At 68.2% G+C, this 15,994-nt stretch carries 14 protein-coding genes; 6 read left to right on the forward strand and 8 right to left on the reverse strand.

The genetic code is table 11. From position 1 onward, the window contains the following. The 5 genes from MKL09_RS10435 to MKL09_RS10455 all read left to right on the forward strand — a co-directional run bounded on the left by MKL09_RS10435 (position 1) and on the right by MKL09_RS10455 (position 4,561). On the forward strand, positions 1-612 hold the full coding sequence (locus MKL09_RS10435; protein ID WP_244019983.1) for a response regulator transcription factor: 612 nt from the start codon (positions 1-3) through the stop codon (positions 610-612). Positions 613-906: 294 nt separating this feature from the next. Beyond that, a complete protein-coding gene (locus MKL09_RS10440; RefSeq protein WP_244019985.1) occupies positions 907-2,316 on the forward strand; it encodes an efflux RND transporter periplasmic adaptor subunit in 1,410 nt (469 codons plus the stop codon). Between the two features lies 1 nt (position 2,317). Then, positions 2,318-3,022 (forward strand): ABC transporter ATP-binding protein, encoded by a 705-nt coding sequence (locus MKL09_RS10445; RefSeq protein ID WP_244019987.1) that lies wholly within the window; start codon positions 2,318-2,320, stop codon positions 3,020-3,022. Further along, positions 3,019-4,239: an ABC transporter permease gene (locus tag MKL09_RS10450; RefSeq protein ID WP_244019988.1), complete on the forward strand. Its 1,221-nt coding sequence runs from the start codon at positions 3,019-3,021 to the stop codon at positions 4,237-4,239. The genes MKL09_RS10445 and MKL09_RS10450 overlap by 4 nt, the downstream gene beginning before the upstream one ends. Before the next feature lie 40 nt (positions 4,240-4,279). Further along, positions 4,280-4,561 carry a response regulator transcription factor gene (locus tag MKL09_RS10455; protein WP_244019989.1) on the forward strand — a complete coding sequence of 94 codons (282 nt, stop codon included), beginning with the start codon at positions 4,280-4,282 and terminating at the stop codon, positions 4,559-4,561. A gap of 13 nt (positions 4,562-4,574) precedes the next feature. Here MKL09_RS10455 and MKL09_RS10460 read toward each other — a convergent pair whose 3' ends face one another. The 8 genes from MKL09_RS10460 to MKL09_RS10495 all read right to left on the reverse strand — a co-directional run bounded on the left by MKL09_RS10460 (position 4,575) and on the right by MKL09_RS10495 (position 12,763). Beyond that, on the reverse strand, positions 4,575-5,192 hold the full coding sequence (locus MKL09_RS10460; protein WP_244019990.1) for a hypothetical protein: 618 nt from the start codon (positions 5,190-5,192) through the stop codon (positions 4,575-4,577). Between the two features lie 450 nt (positions 5,193-5,642). Beyond that, on the reverse strand, positions 5,643-8,087 hold the full coding sequence (gyrB, locus tag MKL09_RS10465) for a DNA topoisomerase (ATP-hydrolyzing) subunit B (RefSeq protein WP_244019991.1): 2,445 nt from the start codon (positions 8,085-8,087) through the stop codon (positions 5,643-5,645). Positions 8,088-8,266: 179 nt separating this feature from the next. Further along, entirely contained in the window at positions 8,267-9,229 is a 963-nt protein-coding gene (locus MKL09_RS10470; RefSeq protein ID WP_244019992.1) for an aldo/keto reductase, read from the reverse strand. Between the two features lie 4 nt (positions 9,230-9,233). Next, positions 9,234-9,878 carry an MBL fold metallo-hydrolase gene (locus MKL09_RS10475; protein WP_244019993.1) on the reverse strand — a complete coding sequence of 215 codons (645 nt, stop codon included), beginning with the start codon at positions 9,876-9,878 and terminating at the stop codon, positions 9,234-9,236. An 85-nt stretch (positions 9,879-9,963) separates the two neighbouring features. Next, positions 9,964-10,353 carry a hypothetical protein gene (locus tag MKL09_RS10480; protein ID WP_244019995.1) on the reverse strand — a complete coding sequence of 130 codons (390 nt, stop codon included), beginning with the start codon at positions 10,351-10,353 and terminating at the stop codon, positions 9,964-9,966. Between the two features lie 63 nt (positions 10,354-10,416). Continuing rightward, positions 10,417-12,084 (reverse strand): alpha-amylase family protein, encoded by a 1,668-nt coding sequence (locus MKL09_RS10485; protein ID WP_244019997.1) that lies wholly within the window; start codon positions 12,082-12,084, stop codon positions 10,417-10,419. Positions 12,085-12,200: 116 nt separating this feature from the next. After that, positions 12,201-12,521, reverse strand: a complete 321-nt coding sequence (locus MKL09_RS10490) for a BrnA antitoxin family protein (RefSeq protein WP_244019998.1) — start codon at positions 12,519-12,521, stop codon at positions 12,201-12,203. Next, a complete protein-coding gene (locus tag MKL09_RS10495; RefSeq protein WP_244019999.1) occupies positions 12,518-12,763 on the reverse strand; it encodes a BrnT family toxin in 246 nt (81 codons plus the stop codon). The genes MKL09_RS10490 and MKL09_RS10495 overlap by 4 nt, the downstream gene beginning before the upstream one ends. Before the next feature lie 173 nt (positions 12,764-12,936). Between MKL09_RS10495 and MKL09_RS10500 the strand changes: the two genes are divergently transcribed. Then, complete coding sequence (locus MKL09_RS10500; RefSeq protein WP_244020000.1) at positions 12,937-15,978, forward strand: penicillin-binding protein 1A; 3,042 nt, start codon at positions 12,937-12,939, stop codon at positions 15,976-15,978. Positions 15,979-15,994: the final 16 nt, after the last annotated feature.

Consider the following 15,994-nt stretch of genomic DNA (forward strand, 5'->3'; position numbering starts at 1 on the left):
ATGAAGGCGGTCTCGATTCCGACGATCCACGTCGTAGACGACGACGATGCGATGCGCCATTCGCTCGCGCTCCTCCTCGGGGTGTTCGGGCATCGCGTCGTCGAGCATACCGGGGCGGCCACGCTGATCGAGGAGCCCGGCCGCTTGAACGGCTGCATCGTGGCCGACCTGCGCATGCCGCACATCGATGGATTGGAGATGCTGGCGCGCCTCCGAGCCGCCGGCTCGATGGTACCCGTCGTGATGATGACCGGGCACGGGGACGTGCCGACCGCGGTGCGGGCCATCAAGCTCGGGGCCTGCGACTTCCTGGAAAAACCATTCGAGGCTGCCCTCCTGCTCGACGCTGTCCGGACGGCCCTCGTCGGGGACGATGGCACCCGGCCGACCAGCGACGACGCGGATTTCGCCGCGCAGGTTCACCGCTTGACGGGACGCGAGCGCGATGTCCTTCACCACGTCCTCCTCGGACGCACCAACAAGGAGATCGGGCAGGCACTGGATATCAGTTACCGCACCGTGGAAATCCACCGCGCCAAGGTCATGTCGAAGACTCGCTGCGCGTGCGTTCAGACTTTGGTGCGCAGAGCCGCGCGACTGTCGATGATTTAGATTTCTTTTAATTTATTTCTGTTTTATCTATTAGACGAATATGAAAGTCGCCGCGCAGCAATCTGTTTTATTTGATTATTTAAATTCAGACGTTTCTAGAAAAATTCTTCAGGTTTGACAGAATAAAACTTCAGAGAGGACGATATAAGTACAAACACTTACGGGTTCGGGGTGAGTTCCCAAGCGCGACAATCTCTGTAACCAAGAGCGATGGCCGGGGCAGAGATCCGGGCCGAATCCGCGAGATCCGGGCCTTACCGGACATACGAAGCGGACAGGTGGGAGGTCTCGCAGATGGCGCGCTGGTTGCCCGGCAATCTGATGTCGCTCGGCATCGCGGCGATCTCCGCCTTTGCCTTGCTCACCTACGCCAATCCCGATGTCGGCCTGTTCGAGTCGACGCAGCGCGGATCGCCGGCAGCGGCTGCCGTCAACGAGGCTGCCGCCCCGGCATTCGAGGCGGGTCGCTTCATCACGGCTCCGATCCAGCGCGGTTCCCTGGAGCAACTCATCACCGCCACGGGCACTGTGCAGCCGGTCGATACGGTCGAAGTGGGCTCGCAGCTGCCGGGGCAGATCGCCCGGCTGTACGTCGATTTCAACGACCGGGTCCGCCTCGGCGATCCGCTCGCGGAACTCGACCAGCGCAGCTTCAAGGCCAAAGTCGAGGAGAATCGCGCGGCCCTCGACATGGCGTTGGCCAACGTCAAGGTTCAGCAGGCCCGTCTCGACCGGGCCCGGATCGATCTCGACAACGCCCGCGGCAACAAGGCGGTCCTTCAGGCCAAGGTCGAGAGTGCCCAGGCGGTGCAACTCGCGGCCGAGCGCAATCTCGACCGGAAGATGACCCTGCGGTCGCGCGAGGTCGCTTCACCGGCGTCCCTGGAAGAAGCTCAGACCGATCTGGCTTCCCGGAAGGCGCAGACTCGGGAAGCGAGTTCGATTCTCGACCTCAACGGCTTCGCGGTGGAGGCCGCCGTGGCGGAGGTTCGGCGCCTCGAAGCCGAATTCACGCAAGCCCGGGCGGCGGTGCCTCAACGCCAGGCGAGCCTCAAGGGCGCGGAGATCGACCTCGACCGGACGGTGATACGATCCCCCACGGATGGCGTGGTGGTCGGCCGCTTCGTCAACCAGGGTCAGACGCTGGCGGCAGGCCTGGAGGTTCGCACCGCCTTCAACATCGCCAAGAATCTCGCCGAGATGGAAGTCCATGCCCGCGTGGACGAGACCGATATCGGCCGGGTCGCGGCGGGGCAGCGCGCGACGTTCGGCGTGGACGCCTATCCGGGCCGGCGGTTCGAGGCCGTGGTCCGGCAGGTCCGGAAGGCGCCGCTCATGACGCAGAACGTCGTCACCTACACGGTGGTCCTCAAGACCGACAATCGCGACGGCTTGCTCCTGCCCGGGATGACCGCGCTGGTGAAGCTGACGATCCACAAGGACGAGGACGTCCTGAAGGTGCCGCTGGCGGCCCTGCGATTCCGACCGGAAGGCACCGCGCCCCGCGATCCGGCCGCCCCCGCGGTCTGGGTGCGGGCCGCTGACGGGAGCCTCGAAGCCGTCCGGGTCGAAACCGGATCGACCAGCGCGGACCTGGTCGCGCTGCGGGCAGGCGGCCGCCTCGCCGAAGGCAGCGAGGTCGTGGTCGGGCAAGCCGAGATGCGGACGGGCCGCCGCCTGTTCGGCGTGCGGCTGGGGTTCTGAGATGTCGCTCCTCTCGCTCGAAGCCGTGCACCGGACGTTCCAGGTGGGGACCGTGTCGGTGCCGGTCATTCGCGACATCACCCTCGGGGTCGAGGCGGGCGATTGCGTCGCGATCATGGGCCCGTCCGGATCCGGCAAGAGCACCCTGATGAACATGGTCGGGCTCCTCGATCGCCCCACCTCGGGCTCGATCCGCCTCGACGGCAAGGACACGGCGCGGCTGTCCGATGACGCTCGGGCTCGGATGCGCCGGGACTGGATCGGCTTCGTGTTCCAATCCTACAACCTGCTCCCGCGCAGCACCGCGGTGGAGAACGTGGAGTTGCCGCTGATCTATGCCGGCGTGGCGCCGCGCCTGCGCCGCCTGCGCGCCCGTGCCGCCCTGGAATCGGTCGGCATGTCGATCCGGGAGGCGCACTTCCCCTCGCAGCTCTCGGGGGGCGAGCAGCAGCGGGTGGCGATCGCGCGCGCCCTCGTGGGCGAACCGGCGGTCCTCCTGGCCGACGAGCCGACCGGGGCGCTGGACAGCCGGACCGGCGCGGAGATCCTCGACCTGTTCCGCCAGCTCAATCGCGGCGGGCAGACCGTCGTGATGATCACCCACGACGCCGCCGTGGCGGCCCATTGCGCGCGTACGGTTCACCTGCGCGATGGCCGGGTCGTCGACGACGTGCGTCAGGGATCCAGGCGGGCGGATGCCGCATGAGCCTGTCCCAGACCCTCCTGGTCGCGCTGCGGTCCCTGCGCCTGAACCCGATGCGCAGCTTCCTCACCATGCTCGGCATCGTCATCGGCGTCGCCTCGGTGGTGACGGTGCTGGCCATCGGCAGCGGCGCACAGGGGCGGGTCGCCGAGCAGATCCGGGCGGTCGGCGCAAACGTCCTGATGGTCAATCCTGGAGCCGCCCGGAAGGACGGCGTCCGGTTGAAGGCCGGGACCCGCCTGACGCTGACGGAGGGCGACGTCGCGGCGATCATGGAGCAGGTGCCGCAGATCCGGGTCGCGGCGGGGTCCTTGTCGGGGAGCGCGCAGATCGTCCGCGAGAGCCAGAACTGGAACACCACCGTCAACGGCACCACGAACGGGCACTTCCTCGTGCGCGACTGGACCTTGTCGGGCGGCCGCTACTTCAACGGGACCGAGCAGAACACCGCGGCCAAGGTCGCCATCCTCGGCAGTGCGGTCGCGAAGGAGTTGTTCGCCCGCGACAACCCGGTCGGGGCCGAGGTGCGCATCATGAGCGTGCCCTTCGAAGTGATCGGCGTGCTCGACGCCAAGGGGCCGGACCAGGACGACGTCGTCTTCGTCCCTTTGGAGACGGCCAAGCTGCGGTTTCTCGGCAGCGCCAGCGGCGTCAACCGCGACGCGGTCGCCTACATCGTGGCCAAGGCCGTTTCGGACGAGGCGATGGTGCGGGCGCGGACGGAGATCGAGGAGCTTCTGCGCCAGCGTCACCGGATCCTCGACGGGCAGGAGGACGATTTCAAGGTGTCCGACCCGGCGGCCGCGATGGACGCCCAGCGTGGCGCCACCCGCACCATCGCGCTGCTGCTCACCTCCGTGGCGGGCGTGTCCCTGCTGGTCGGCGGCATCAGCATCATGAACATCATGACGGTCACCGTGACCGAGCGCACCCGGGAGATCGGGATCCGCCGCGCGGTCGGCGCGCGCGGGGCCGACATCCGGCTCCAGTTCCTCGCGGAAGCCCTGGTGCTCTGTCTGCTGGGCGGTCTCGCCGGCGTCGTTGTCGGCACCGGGATCTCGCTGACCGTCGCCCGGTCGGCAGGCTGGGCGACCGTCATCGACGCGCAGGCGATCGTCCTATCGGTCGGGTTCTCGGCGCTGGTCGGCCTGTTCTTCGGATACTACCCGGCCCACCGAGCCTCCCGGCTCGACCCGGTCGAAGCGCTCAAAATGGAATGATGGGTTTGTCGGATAAGCTCCGACGCAGAAGGAGGTAACGATGGTCCAACCGTGCGCGCGAACCGTTCTCGCCGACACCCGCCTGGCCTTGACCGCACGCGAGCAGGAGATCATCCGGCATATCGCTCTCGGCGCACAGAATGACGGTATCGCCTACGAGATGGGAATCTCGGCCAATACTGTGAAAACGCATATCGGCAACATCATGCGCAAATTCGGACTGCACAACAGGACCCAGATCGCGATGCTGCTGACGCCCCGCGTGACGACCGCCACACCGGTCCGGCCCGGGCGCACCCTATCCCCGCGCCTCACGCCGTAGCGGACGACGCCGGTCAGCGGGGTGGCTCTGCCTGGGCGCGCCGGCGCCGCTTGATCGAGGCGGGGCGGGGAAGAGGAGGCTCGAACTCGGATCGGGCATCCCTGCCGAGGTCGGCGACCGCGGCATCATCCCCGGAGGGCGAGAAGCCGACGGCCCGCTGCGTCTCCGCGCCGGGGCCGGCGAGGCAGCGCACGCCCTCGACGGCGAGCGCCAGGGCGACGTCGGGATCGTTGCACAGGATCTGCGTGGCCGCGATCCGGTGGCCGAGGCTGTACAGGGTCCGCGCGTAGAGACGCAGGTTGCACCCCTTGTCGGTCATTGTGCTCCCGATCGTGACACCGATCCCGGGACCGGCCCCGCCGACGCTCGCGCTGCCGAGGCAGCTCTCGATCCCGGCCGCCGCCAGCCCCGGCGCCCAAACGCCCGGCGTGTTCCGTCCGCTGCCGCCGCCAACACTCACCGAACTCGACGACCCCGCCGCGGCCGCGGCGGCCAGCGTGTTGTTGCTGCCGTTGCCGTTACCATTGCCGTTGCCGGCTCCGGAATTGCCGATCCCGTTGCCGGCCCCGACCTGGGCCTGCGCGGCCGTCCCCATGACGAGAGCGAGCGCGAGGAAGAACAAACGACCCACGGGCAACCCTCCCATCGGCGAGCGGCAGCGGAGGCTACACGGCACCCGTGCCATCGTTCAAAGGCTGCTGAAGCTCGTCAATAGCCGGTGCGGCTTAGAATAGTACTCAAGATCGGAATACTTGAGTACGTTTCCCGAATTTTGAGGTCTGCGGCAAAAATGGCGACACCGTTCGGGCTGCCGCTTCTTCGACCTTTCGGTGAAGGCAGGTTCCATAGGACGTATGAGATCGGGATGAGCGACGGGCGCCAGTAGCCTGGAAGGCCCGACGCTCATTGATGCGGTAGTCTCGGGCAGGTGACCGGCGAGCCTACGAGGACCGGCGAGCCTACGACGACATCGTCGACCGGTTCTGCCACGCCTGCAATCGCCTCATCGATCAACCCCGGACGATCATGTCCCTCGGCCTGCGCGCGTGGGCCTATCGGACATGATCACTGTCGATTGGTATCACACGTCCAGGTTGGCGACGCTGAGCGCGTTCTCCTGGATGAACTCACGCCGCGGCTCGACCACGTCGCCCATCAGCTTCACGAACAGGTCGTCGGCATCGGTCGTATCCTTGACCTTGACCTGCAGCAGCGAACGGATCTCGCGGTCCAGGGTCGTCTCCCAGAGCTGCTGTGCGGTCATCTCGCCCAGGCCCTTGTAGCGCTGGAGCTGAAGACCTTTGCGGCCGAAGGCCATTACCGCCTCGAACAGGGCGACGGGCCCGTGCAGCACGGTCTCGTCGGTCTTGCGCATCAGCGTGGCGGGCTCTCCGTAGATCTCCCGGAATGCGTCGGCCCGTTCCGACAGGCGCCGCGCCTCCTGCGAGGAGATCAGGCTGGCATCCAGGGTGGCGACCTGCTTGACGCCCCGCAGGGTCCGCGTGAGGCGGTAGCCGCCCTCGTGGGTTTCACCCTGCCAGCCCTGCTCGATCTCGTCGGCGATCAGATCGAGCCGGCGCGCGGTCATGTCGGCGAGCACTTCGGCTTCGGCAGGCCGCGACGCCGCCTCGGCGTCGAACGCCCCGGCCAGGACCGCCTGCTCGACCACGGAGCGGTCGTAGCGGGTATGCAGGCCCTGGAGCACGTTGCGGAAGCCGCGCGCCTCCTCGACCAGGCTCTTGAGCTGCGGGCCGGTGAATTCGGCGCCCGTCGAGAGCCGCAGGATCGCCGCATCGGTGCCCTGGTCGATCAGGTAATCTTCGAGGGCGCGCTCGTCCTTCAGGTAGATCGCCTTGCGCCCGCGCTCGGCTTTGTAGAGCGGCGGCTGGGCGATGTAGAGATGGCCGCGCTCGATCAGCTCCGGCATCTGGCGGAAGAAGAACGTCAGCAGCAGGGTGCGGATGTGCGATCCGTCCACGTCGGCGTCGGTCATGATGATGATGCGGTGGTAGCGCAGCTTCTCGGGGTTGAAGCCTTCGCGGTCCGTGGACGAGCGCCCGATCCCCGCGCCGAGCGCGGTGATCAGCGTACCGATCTCCACCGAAGACAACATGCGGTCGGCCCGCACGCGCTCGACGTTGAGGATCTTGCCGCGCAGCGGCAGCACGGCCTGGAACGCCCGGTCGCGGCCCTGCTTGGCCGAGCCGCCGGCGGAATCACCCTCGACCAGCAGGATCTCGCATTTCGACGGATCGCGCTCCTGGCAATCGGCGAGCTTGCCGGGCAGCGACGCGATATCGAGCGCGCCCTTGCGGGTCACGGTCTCGCGGGCCTTGCGGGCCGCCTCGCGCGCCGAGGCCGCCAGCACGACCTTGCTCATCACCGAGCGGGCCTGCTGCGGATTTTCCTCCAGCCAGGTCGACAGGCCCTCGTTGAGCACGTTCTCCACCGCCGGGCGGACCTCGGACGAGACCAGCTTGTCCTTGGTCTGAGACGAGAATTTCGGGTCCGGCACCTGCACCGAGATGACCGCGGTCAGGCCCTCGCGGCAATCCTCGCCGGTGAGCGAGACCTTCTCGCGCTTGGAGACGCCCGACGAATCGGCGTAGCCGGTGATCTGCCGGGTCAGCGCCGCCCGGAAGCCCGCCATATGGGTGCCGCCGTCGCGCTGCGGGATGTTGTTGGTGAACGGCAGGGCCGTCTCGTTGAACGAGTCGTTCCACCAGAGCGCAACTTCCACCCGGATGCCGTCGCGCTCGGCGCGGACCACCACCGGGTTGGTCATGCCGTCGATCGGCTTGCGCGACCGGTCGAGGTAGCGGACGAACGCCTCGATCCCGCCCTCGTAGTAGAGTTCCTCGCGCTTGTGCTCGGCATGGCGCGCGTCGGTCAGCACGATGCGCACGCCGGAATTGAGGAAGGCCAGCTCGCGCAGGCGCTTCTCCAGCGTGGCGTAATCGAACTCGATCATCGTGAACGTGTCGGTAGAGGGCAGGAAGGTCACTTCCGTGCCGCGCCGTCCGTTGCCGGGGCCGACAATCTTGAGCGGCGCCACGGCATCGCCGTGGCGGAACTCCATCGCGTGCTCCTGGTCGTTGCGCCAGATCCGGAGCCGGAGGAAGGACGACAGCGCGTTCACCACCGAGACGCCGACGCCGTGCAGGCCGCCGGAGACCTTGTAGGAATTCTGGTCGAACTTACCGCCCGCGTGCAGCTGGGTCATGATGACCTCCGCCGCCGAGACGCCCTCTTCCTTGTGGATGTCCGTGGGAATGCCGCGGCCGTTATCGGACACCGTGACCGAGCCGTCGGCGTTGAGCTGCACGGTGACGAGGTCGGCATGGCCGGCCAGAGCCTCGTCGATGGCGTTGTCCACCACCTCGTAGACCATGTGGTGGAGGCCCGAGCCGTCGTCGGTGTCGCCGATATACATGCCGGGGCGCTTGCGGACGGCGTCGAGGCCCTTCAGCACGCGGATCGACTCCGCGCCATACTCGGCGGGCTCGTTCGGGGGGATGTCGGCCATGAAATTCCTCGGGCAGGCGGACCAGTTCGCGACGGAGAGACACGCGCCGTCGGGCGCCCACGCCTGCGCTCTCGTTTGGTCCGCCTGATATAGGGGTTCCGCGTTGAGATTGCACGATTTTACGGGCTCGCGCCGGACCCGTGCACCCGCTTTTCTGAGGCCCCGCGCTTAACGTTGCGTTAGCCCTGGATGCCGCCCGCGCTCGCCGCGTCCAAACGAGCGATCGCGTCCGCCGAAAGCTGCAGATCGGCAGCGCCGAGCAGATCGTCGAGCTGCGCCACCGAGGTCGCGCTGGCGATCGGCGCGGTGATGCCCGGGCGCGCGATGATCCAGGCGAGCGCCACCTGGGCCTGCGTCGCGCCGTATTCGCGAGCGACCGACTCGAGCACGTCGAGCAGCGCGAGGCCGCGCGGGGTCAGGTACTTGCCGACCCGGTTCTCCCGGGCCCGGCCCGCCGCATCCTGCGCGGACCGGTATTTGCCGGTGAGGAAGCCCGCGGCCAGGGAGAAATAGCCGATCACCCCGATCTCTTCCGCTCGGCACAGCGGTTCGAGTTCGGCCTCGTAGCCGCGCTCGGCGAGGCTGTAATCCGGTTGGAGGCACTCGTAGCGCGGCAGGCCGGAACCGGCCGAGACCGCTAGCGCCTCGCCGAGCCGCTTGGCGTCGTAATTCGAGGCGCCGATCGCCCGGACCTTGCCGGCGGCGATCAGGCGCTCGTAGGCGCGCAGGGTCTCCTCCAGGGGCACGTCGGCATCGTCAGTGTGCGACTGGTAGAGGTCGATCCGGTCGGTCCGGAGCCGGCGCAGGGACGCCTCGCAGGCCTGCTCGATGTGCTTGGCCGAGAGACCCTTGCCGGCATCCCTCATATCCATGCCGACCTTAGTGGCCAGCACGATTTTTTCCCGGGCACCGGGTCGGGGTGCGAACCATGTCCCGATCACCGTCTCGGATTCGCCGCCCTGATGGCCGGGCGCCCAGCGGGAATAGACGTCGGCGGTGTCGACGAAGTCGAAGCCGCGCTCGACGAACCGGTCGAGGATCGCGAAGGAGGTCGCCTCGTCCGCGGTCCAGCCGAAGACGTTGCCGCCGAGGCAGAAGGGCGCGACCCGGAGGTCGGAGCGGCCGATGCGGCGCGTGTCCATGATGTCAGCCCTGGAGGAAGGGGTTGGAGACGCGCTCTTCGCCGAGCGTGCCGGTCGGCCCATGGCCGGGAATGAACGAGATGTCGTCGCCCAAAGGCAGGACCTTCTCCTTGATCGCCCGGATCAGCTGGTCGTGGTTGCCGCCGGGCAGGTCGGTGCGGCCGACCGAGCCCTTGAACACCACGTCGCCGACCAGCGCGAAGCGGGCGTCCCGGCTCACGAACACGACGCTGCCGGGCGAGTGGCCCGGGCAGTGGAGGATGTCGAAGCCGAGGTCGCCCACCGTGACGGCGTCGCCGTCGTCGAGCCAGCGGTCCGGGGTCACGGATCGAGCCTCGCCCAGCCCGTAATTGGCCGCCGTCGCGGGCAGGGAATCGAGCAGGAACTTGTCGGCGAGGTGCGGTCCCTCGATCGGTACGCCGAGGCGCTCGCGCAGCTCGTCGGCGCCGGCGGCGTGGTCGACATGGCCGTGGGTCAGCAGGATCTTTTCCACCCGTACGCCCTGCTCCCGGATCGCGGCCTCGATCCGGTCGAGGTCGCCCCCGGGATCGACCACCGCACCGACCTTGGTGGCGTCGTCCCAGATCAGCGTGCAGTTCTGCTGGAAGGGCGTGACCGGGATGATCCCGGCGCGGGGCGTTCCTGGCATGGGGTTCCGCGGGTTGGCTGCGCCGCCGTCGGCGCTCTCGGTCCGGTTCTAGCGCAGAACCGGCCCGGCGGCACCCTGCCGCCGCTCAGGCGGATCCGTCCTTCGGCCGCCGCAGCCTGTCGTGGAGCGCCAGCATCTCGGCCATGCCGAGCGACCGGCTGCTCCAGCGCGTCTCGGCGGTGTTCACTTTCGTGAATCGGTCATGGGACCGGCCGCCATAGGCGCCGAAGATCGCCGATCCCGCTTCGGTCGCCCCATCGTCCGAAGGGGCGGACGATGCCTCCGGGCGGTCGATCCGGTACGACGGCGCCGTCGCCTTGCCGGTGACCCCGATCCGGACCCAGGCGTCGCCGTAATGCTTCTGGCACATCCGCATGGTGACCAGCACCTGGCGGAGATAGCCCTCGGGATCTTCGAGGTTTTCCAGCACGTCCGCGATCGTCGCGTCCGACGGGTAATGTTTCGACCGAACCATGTGCATCCTCGCTCCGGGCCGAGCCTTACCGCGCCGGCCGGGTCAGAGCGAGGCGCTATCCCCTCAGCCCGGGGTCCGCTTGAGCAGAGCGTCGAGGCCGCCGACCCGGTACCAATGGTAGCCGTAGCCCTCCAGGAACAGGCAGTGCTCGCCCTCGGGGCCGGCCTGGCTGCGCGTTCCGGTGAGCACGTCGACCAGGATGTCGTGCTCCGGATCGGTTTCACCCGAGCGGAGCGCGATTTCCGCGGGTTCCGGCGCGAGGTTGTGCACGCACAGGACGGCGTTGCCGCGCCATGCGTAGCGCAGGGCCAGGACCGAGTTCTTGCCGGTCGGCACCGCGGTCACGTCGCCCCAGCCGATCTCGGGGGCTTCCTTGCGCTGGCGGATCAGGCTCTGCATCCAGTTCAGCAGCGAGCCCGGGTCGTGGCGCTGGTCGGCGACGTTGACATGGGCGTAGCTGTAGGGGCCGTGGTCGATCGGCGGCAGCACCGTGCGCTCGGCCTTGGTGAAGCCGCCCTGGTGCTCCGCGGTCCACTGCATCGGCGTGCGGGCGCAGTCCCGCTCCTTGAGCGTAAGGTCGTCGCCCATGCCGATCTCGTCGCCGTAGCGCAGCACCGGCGTCCCCGGCAGCGTGAACATCAGCGAGTAGGCGAGCCGGATCCGGCGCGGATCACCGGCCAGCATCGGGGCGAAGCGGCGGCGGATGCCGCGGTCGTAGAGCTGCATCCGCTTCTCGGGGCCGAACGCGGCGAACACCGCCTGCCGCTGCGTCTCGGTGAGCCGGCCGAGGTCCAATTCGTCGTGGTTGCGCAGGAAGATGCCCCACTGGCACGAAAGCGGCCGAGGCTTGGTCCGCTCGATCGCCTTCACCAGCGGGCGGGCATCGTGTGCCGCCAGGGCGTAGAAGGTCGATTGGTTGACCTGGAAGTTGAACATCATGTGCATGCGGTCGGCATCGTCGCCGAAATAGTCGAGATCCTGCTTCGGCAGGATGTTGGCCTCGGCCAGGATGATCGCGTCGCCCTTGCGCCATTGCAGGAACTCGCGGAAGTCGCGCAGCATGTCGAACTGCTCCCGCGGCTTGCCGCCGACATCGGCGCCCTTCTCGGCGATGACGAACGGCACCGCATCCATGCGGAAGCCCGAGACGCCGAGCTCGATCCAGAAGCCCATGATCTTCAGGATCTCGGCCAGCACCTCGGGATTGGCGGTGTTGAGATCGGGCTGGAAGTCGAAGAACCGGTGGAAATACCACGCGCCGGCCTTCTCGTCGTAGGTCCAGGTCGTCTCCTGCACCCCGGGGAAGACCATGCCCTCGTCGGTTGTGGCCGGGCGCTCCTTCGACCAGACGTACCAGTCGCGGTAGGGCGAATTCGGGTCGGAGCGGGCCGACTGGAACCAGCGGTGCTTGTCCGAGGTGTGGTTGACCACGAGGTCGATCAGCACCCGCAGGCCCCGCTGCTTGGCCGCGTGCGCGAAGGCGACGAAATCGCCGAGCGAGCCGTAATCGGGATCGACCCCGTAATAGTCTGAGATGTCGTAGCCGCCGTCGCGCTTGGGCGAGGGCTGGAACGGCATCAGCCAGATCGCGGTGGCGCCCAGGCCCTGGATGTAGTCGAGCCGCCGTTCCAGCCCGGCGAAGTCGCCGATACCGTCGCCGTTGGCATCCATGAAGGTGCCGACCGACAGGCAGTAGATGACCGCGTTCTTGTACCAGAGATCGGTGATCATGCCGGTCCTCGCCAGACGTGCCGAGAAGCGCCGTGCGGCCGTCAGGACCGGCTGCGCCGGCGACCCTACGGTGACCCGCGGGATTTGGTTCCGCCTTGTTGCAGGGCTTGTGCCGGCTACTTGCGCGAATGATCCATGTAGGCGCGCAGCACGGCGTTGATCTTGGTCTGGTAACCGCGCCCCTGATCCTTGAAGAAGGCCAGAACATCGGCATCGAGCCGCATGGTCATCGTCTTCTTGCGCGACTCGGGGTGGAAGACGGCCTTGCTCCAGTCGATCGTCGTTTCGGCCTCGTCGGCATCGTTCGCGACGGCAGCTTCGACGTCGGCATCGCTCAGCGCCTTCACGGCGTCCCAGTCGCTCTCGCTCGCGCCGCGCTCAATCATCGCTGTCAGGTCCGCCGACGCATGCCTGACTGTACGCCTGTCTTTCTTCACGCCGCGCCCTCCTGAACGAGATCAACCGCCGCCTGCCCTCGCGCCAAGTTTAGATCAGGGTTCCAGACCAGGGTGACGTGCACCTCACCCAGGAGCCCGACCGTGACGTGGCGCGCCTCGTCCCGGAAGGCCGCCGGACCTTCGAGCCGCGGGCGGCCATCGAACAAGGCGACGGCATCCCGGAAGTCGAGGCGATGCTTGTCCAACTTCGTTCGGCGCTTGGCCTCGTCCCACTCGAACATGGCCAGCCGCTCCCTGGTGTCAATACATCATGTCAATACGTCCTGTGCCGAGGCTTGCGGGCGGCGGCACGCCGGCCGGCGTTTCCTTAAATCAGCCGCGTTGTGCACGCCCAGTTCAGCTGCGCACCCGGAGGGTCCGCACCCGCTCCACCGCCCCGTCGAATCCGGACCGCATGAACGCCATCCTGATCAAGCTGTTCGCGACGGCCCTGACGCTGAGTCAGGTCACGACGCGGCCGGACGCGGTGCGGACCCAGTTCGATCCGTTCACCGACCAGGCCGAGGTCGTGCGCCTGTTGCGCGACGGCTGCGCCCACATGCGCAAGGCGTTCGACATCGAGGATATCAATCTCGACGAATTGATCACCACCGCCATGGAGGATCCGACGAGCGTCGCCGGCCCGGGGGCGCCGAAGATCCTGCACGGGCTCAACCTCGACGAGCTGAACACCAGCTACAAACAGTTCTGCAAGGGCGAGAATCCGGCGATCTCGCCGTTCAATGCCCGCGAGGTCATCGAGTTCTACGACAACGCCACCAAGGACCTGCCCACCGCCGAGGCGCTGCGGGACAAGGTCCTGCCCGGCATGACCCGGATCCTCGACGGATCGGGCAAGCCCTTCGCCGAGACCTTCGAGCCGAACGGCCGCCGCCTCGTGGTGCCGATCACCACGGTGCCGAACCTGGTGCAGAAGGCGTTCATCGCGGCGGAAGACAAGCGCTTCGAAAGCCACCACGGCATCGACGAGCGCGGCGTGATCCGCGCCTTCATCGGCAACCTCGCCTCGCCCGGCCGCCCGGCCGGCGGCTCGACCATCACCCAGCAGGTGGTGAAGAACCTCTCGGTGGGCGACGACGTCACCTACGAGCGCAAGATCCGCGAGATGATCGTGGCGGCGCGCCTGGAGCGGATCCTGACGAAGCCGCAGATCCTCGGGCTCTACCTCAACGGCATCTATCTCGGCCGCGGCGCCTACGGCATCGAGATGGCGGCGCAGAGCTATTTCGGCAAATCGGTCGGCCAGCTGACCCTGCCGGAGGCGGCCCTCCTCGCCGGCATGCCCAAGGGGCCGAACTTCTACAGCCCCGACAAGTACCCCGAGCGGGCGCGCGAGCGGCGCGCCTACGTGCTCGCCCGCCTCAAGGAAGAGGGCACGATCACCGAGGCCGAGATGAACGCGGCGGTGAACGCCGATCTCGGGCTGAAGCCGGTCGACGCGACCCGGCGCGATTCCGGGTTCTACGTCGTGGACTATCTGAACCGGGAGGCGCGCACCTTCGCGGGCGTGGATTCGCTCACCGCCGGCTCGTTCACGGTGCGCTCGACCATCAATGCCGGGCTCCAGCGCGCCGTCGAGGCGGCGTTGCAGGACGGGCTCGCCACTTACGAGCGCGGGACCGGCCGGCAGAGCTATACCGGTCCCGAACTCAACCTCGCCGACAGCATCCGCCGCATCCAGGCGGCGACGCCGGCGCCGGAAGGCTCGGTCCAGACCGCGCCCGGTGTGACCGGTGCACGGGCGGAGGCCGCCAAGGAGGCGGCCAAGCCAGAGACGAAGCCGGAGTCGAAGGCGTCCCGACCCAAGGTCGCGGCCGCTCCGCAGGCCAAGCCGGTCTGGCTGCGGGCCCTCGAGAGTTCCCGGCCAACCCTGTACGACGTGCACTGGCCGGTCGCGGTGGTGCTGGAGGCCGGCCGCGGCCCCGTGAAGGTCGGCCTGGCCGACGGCCGGACCGCCATCCTCGACCCGGGCATCGCCCGCAACCGCCTGCAGCTCTACGACGTGGTGCGGGTGAAGCTGACGGAGGCGCGCGGCGCGCCCCGGGCGCAGCTCCGGGTCCGGCCCACCGTGCAAGGCGCCGCCCTGGTGGTGGAGAACCAGACCGGGCGCATCCTGGCGATGGCCGGGGGATTCTCCTATCCGGTCAGCCAGCTCAACCGGGTCACCCAGGCCGTGCGCCAGCCCGGCTCGACCCTGAAGCCGCTGACCTACCTCGCCGCGCTGAATGCCGGGCTCCAGCCCAACACCCTGGTGCTCGATTCGGCCGTCACCCTGCCGCCGATCAGCGGATCCGGAGAATCCTGGTCGCCGAAGAACTACGAGGGCGGCGGCTCCGGCCCCACGACGCTGCGACGGGGCCTCGAATTCTCCAAAAATCTCGTCACCGCCCGGCTGCTTCAGGGTGGTATCGCCCCGAAGGCGCCCGCCAGTCTGAAGCGGGTCTGCGACATCGCCCTCGAAGCGCAGATCTACGCCGAGTGCGAGCCCTATTACCCGTTCGTGCTCGGCGCCCAGCCGGTGCGGATGCTCGACCTCGCCGGCTTCTACGCGGCGGTCGCCAACGAGGGCGCCCGCCCGGCCTCCTACGCGCTCGAATCGGTGGAGCGGGACGGCAAGGCGCTCTACACCCACGCCCCCCGCGAGCCGGTGCGGATCGGCTCGGCCGACCGGGTCGCGTTCTACCAGCTCAAGACCATGCTGCAGGGCGTGACCCAGCACGGCACCGCGGCGGCGCTGTCCAAGGTATCGGCCTACGTCGCCGGCAAGACCGGCACCTCCGAGAACGAGAACGACGCTTGGTTCGCGGGCTTCACCAACGAGATCACCGTGGTGGTCTGGGTCGGCTACGACAACGCCGACGGCAGCCGCAAGACGTTGGGCCGCGGCCAGACCGGCGGCCATGTCTCGGTGCCGATCGCCTCCAGCATCCTGCAGGCCGCCTGGGCCAACGGCGTCCCGAAGACGCCGCTGCGCGGCCCCTCCTCCGAGGCGCGCCCGTTCATCGCCGACCTGCCGATCGATCCGCATAGCGGCCAGCGGGTCGCGGGCGGCGGTTTCATCGAGCATTTCCGCACGAGCGGCGACGGCAAAATGGCCGACACGCAGTTCCGCCTGGTTCCGCGCGAGACCCTCTACGCGATGCGGCCCGATGCCGAGGACGGCGACCTCACCGGCGGCGAGGACGGGGCCAGCGTCGCGGGCGATGTCGAGGGCACCATGACCGGCGAGCGCGCCGCGCCCGATCCCCTCGACCCGTTCGGCGAGCGCCAGAGACCGCGCAGCCGCCGTGCGCAGGGCGATCTGGATTCCTACGGCCAGGACGCCTACAGGCCCTGGCCCGGCCAGACCGCGCGCTCGCCCTTCGGCGACGAGGACGCGCGCCGGCCGCGCCGCCGGGACCCGGATTACCTGTTCGGCGAAGACCCGGGCTACTGACCGCCCCTCGATCGAT

It is taken from the genome of Methylobacterium sp. J-048, assembly GCF_022829515.1.
Taxonomy (GTDB): Bacteria; Pseudomonadota; Alphaproteobacteria; order Rhizobiales; family Beijerinckiaceae; genus Methylobacterium.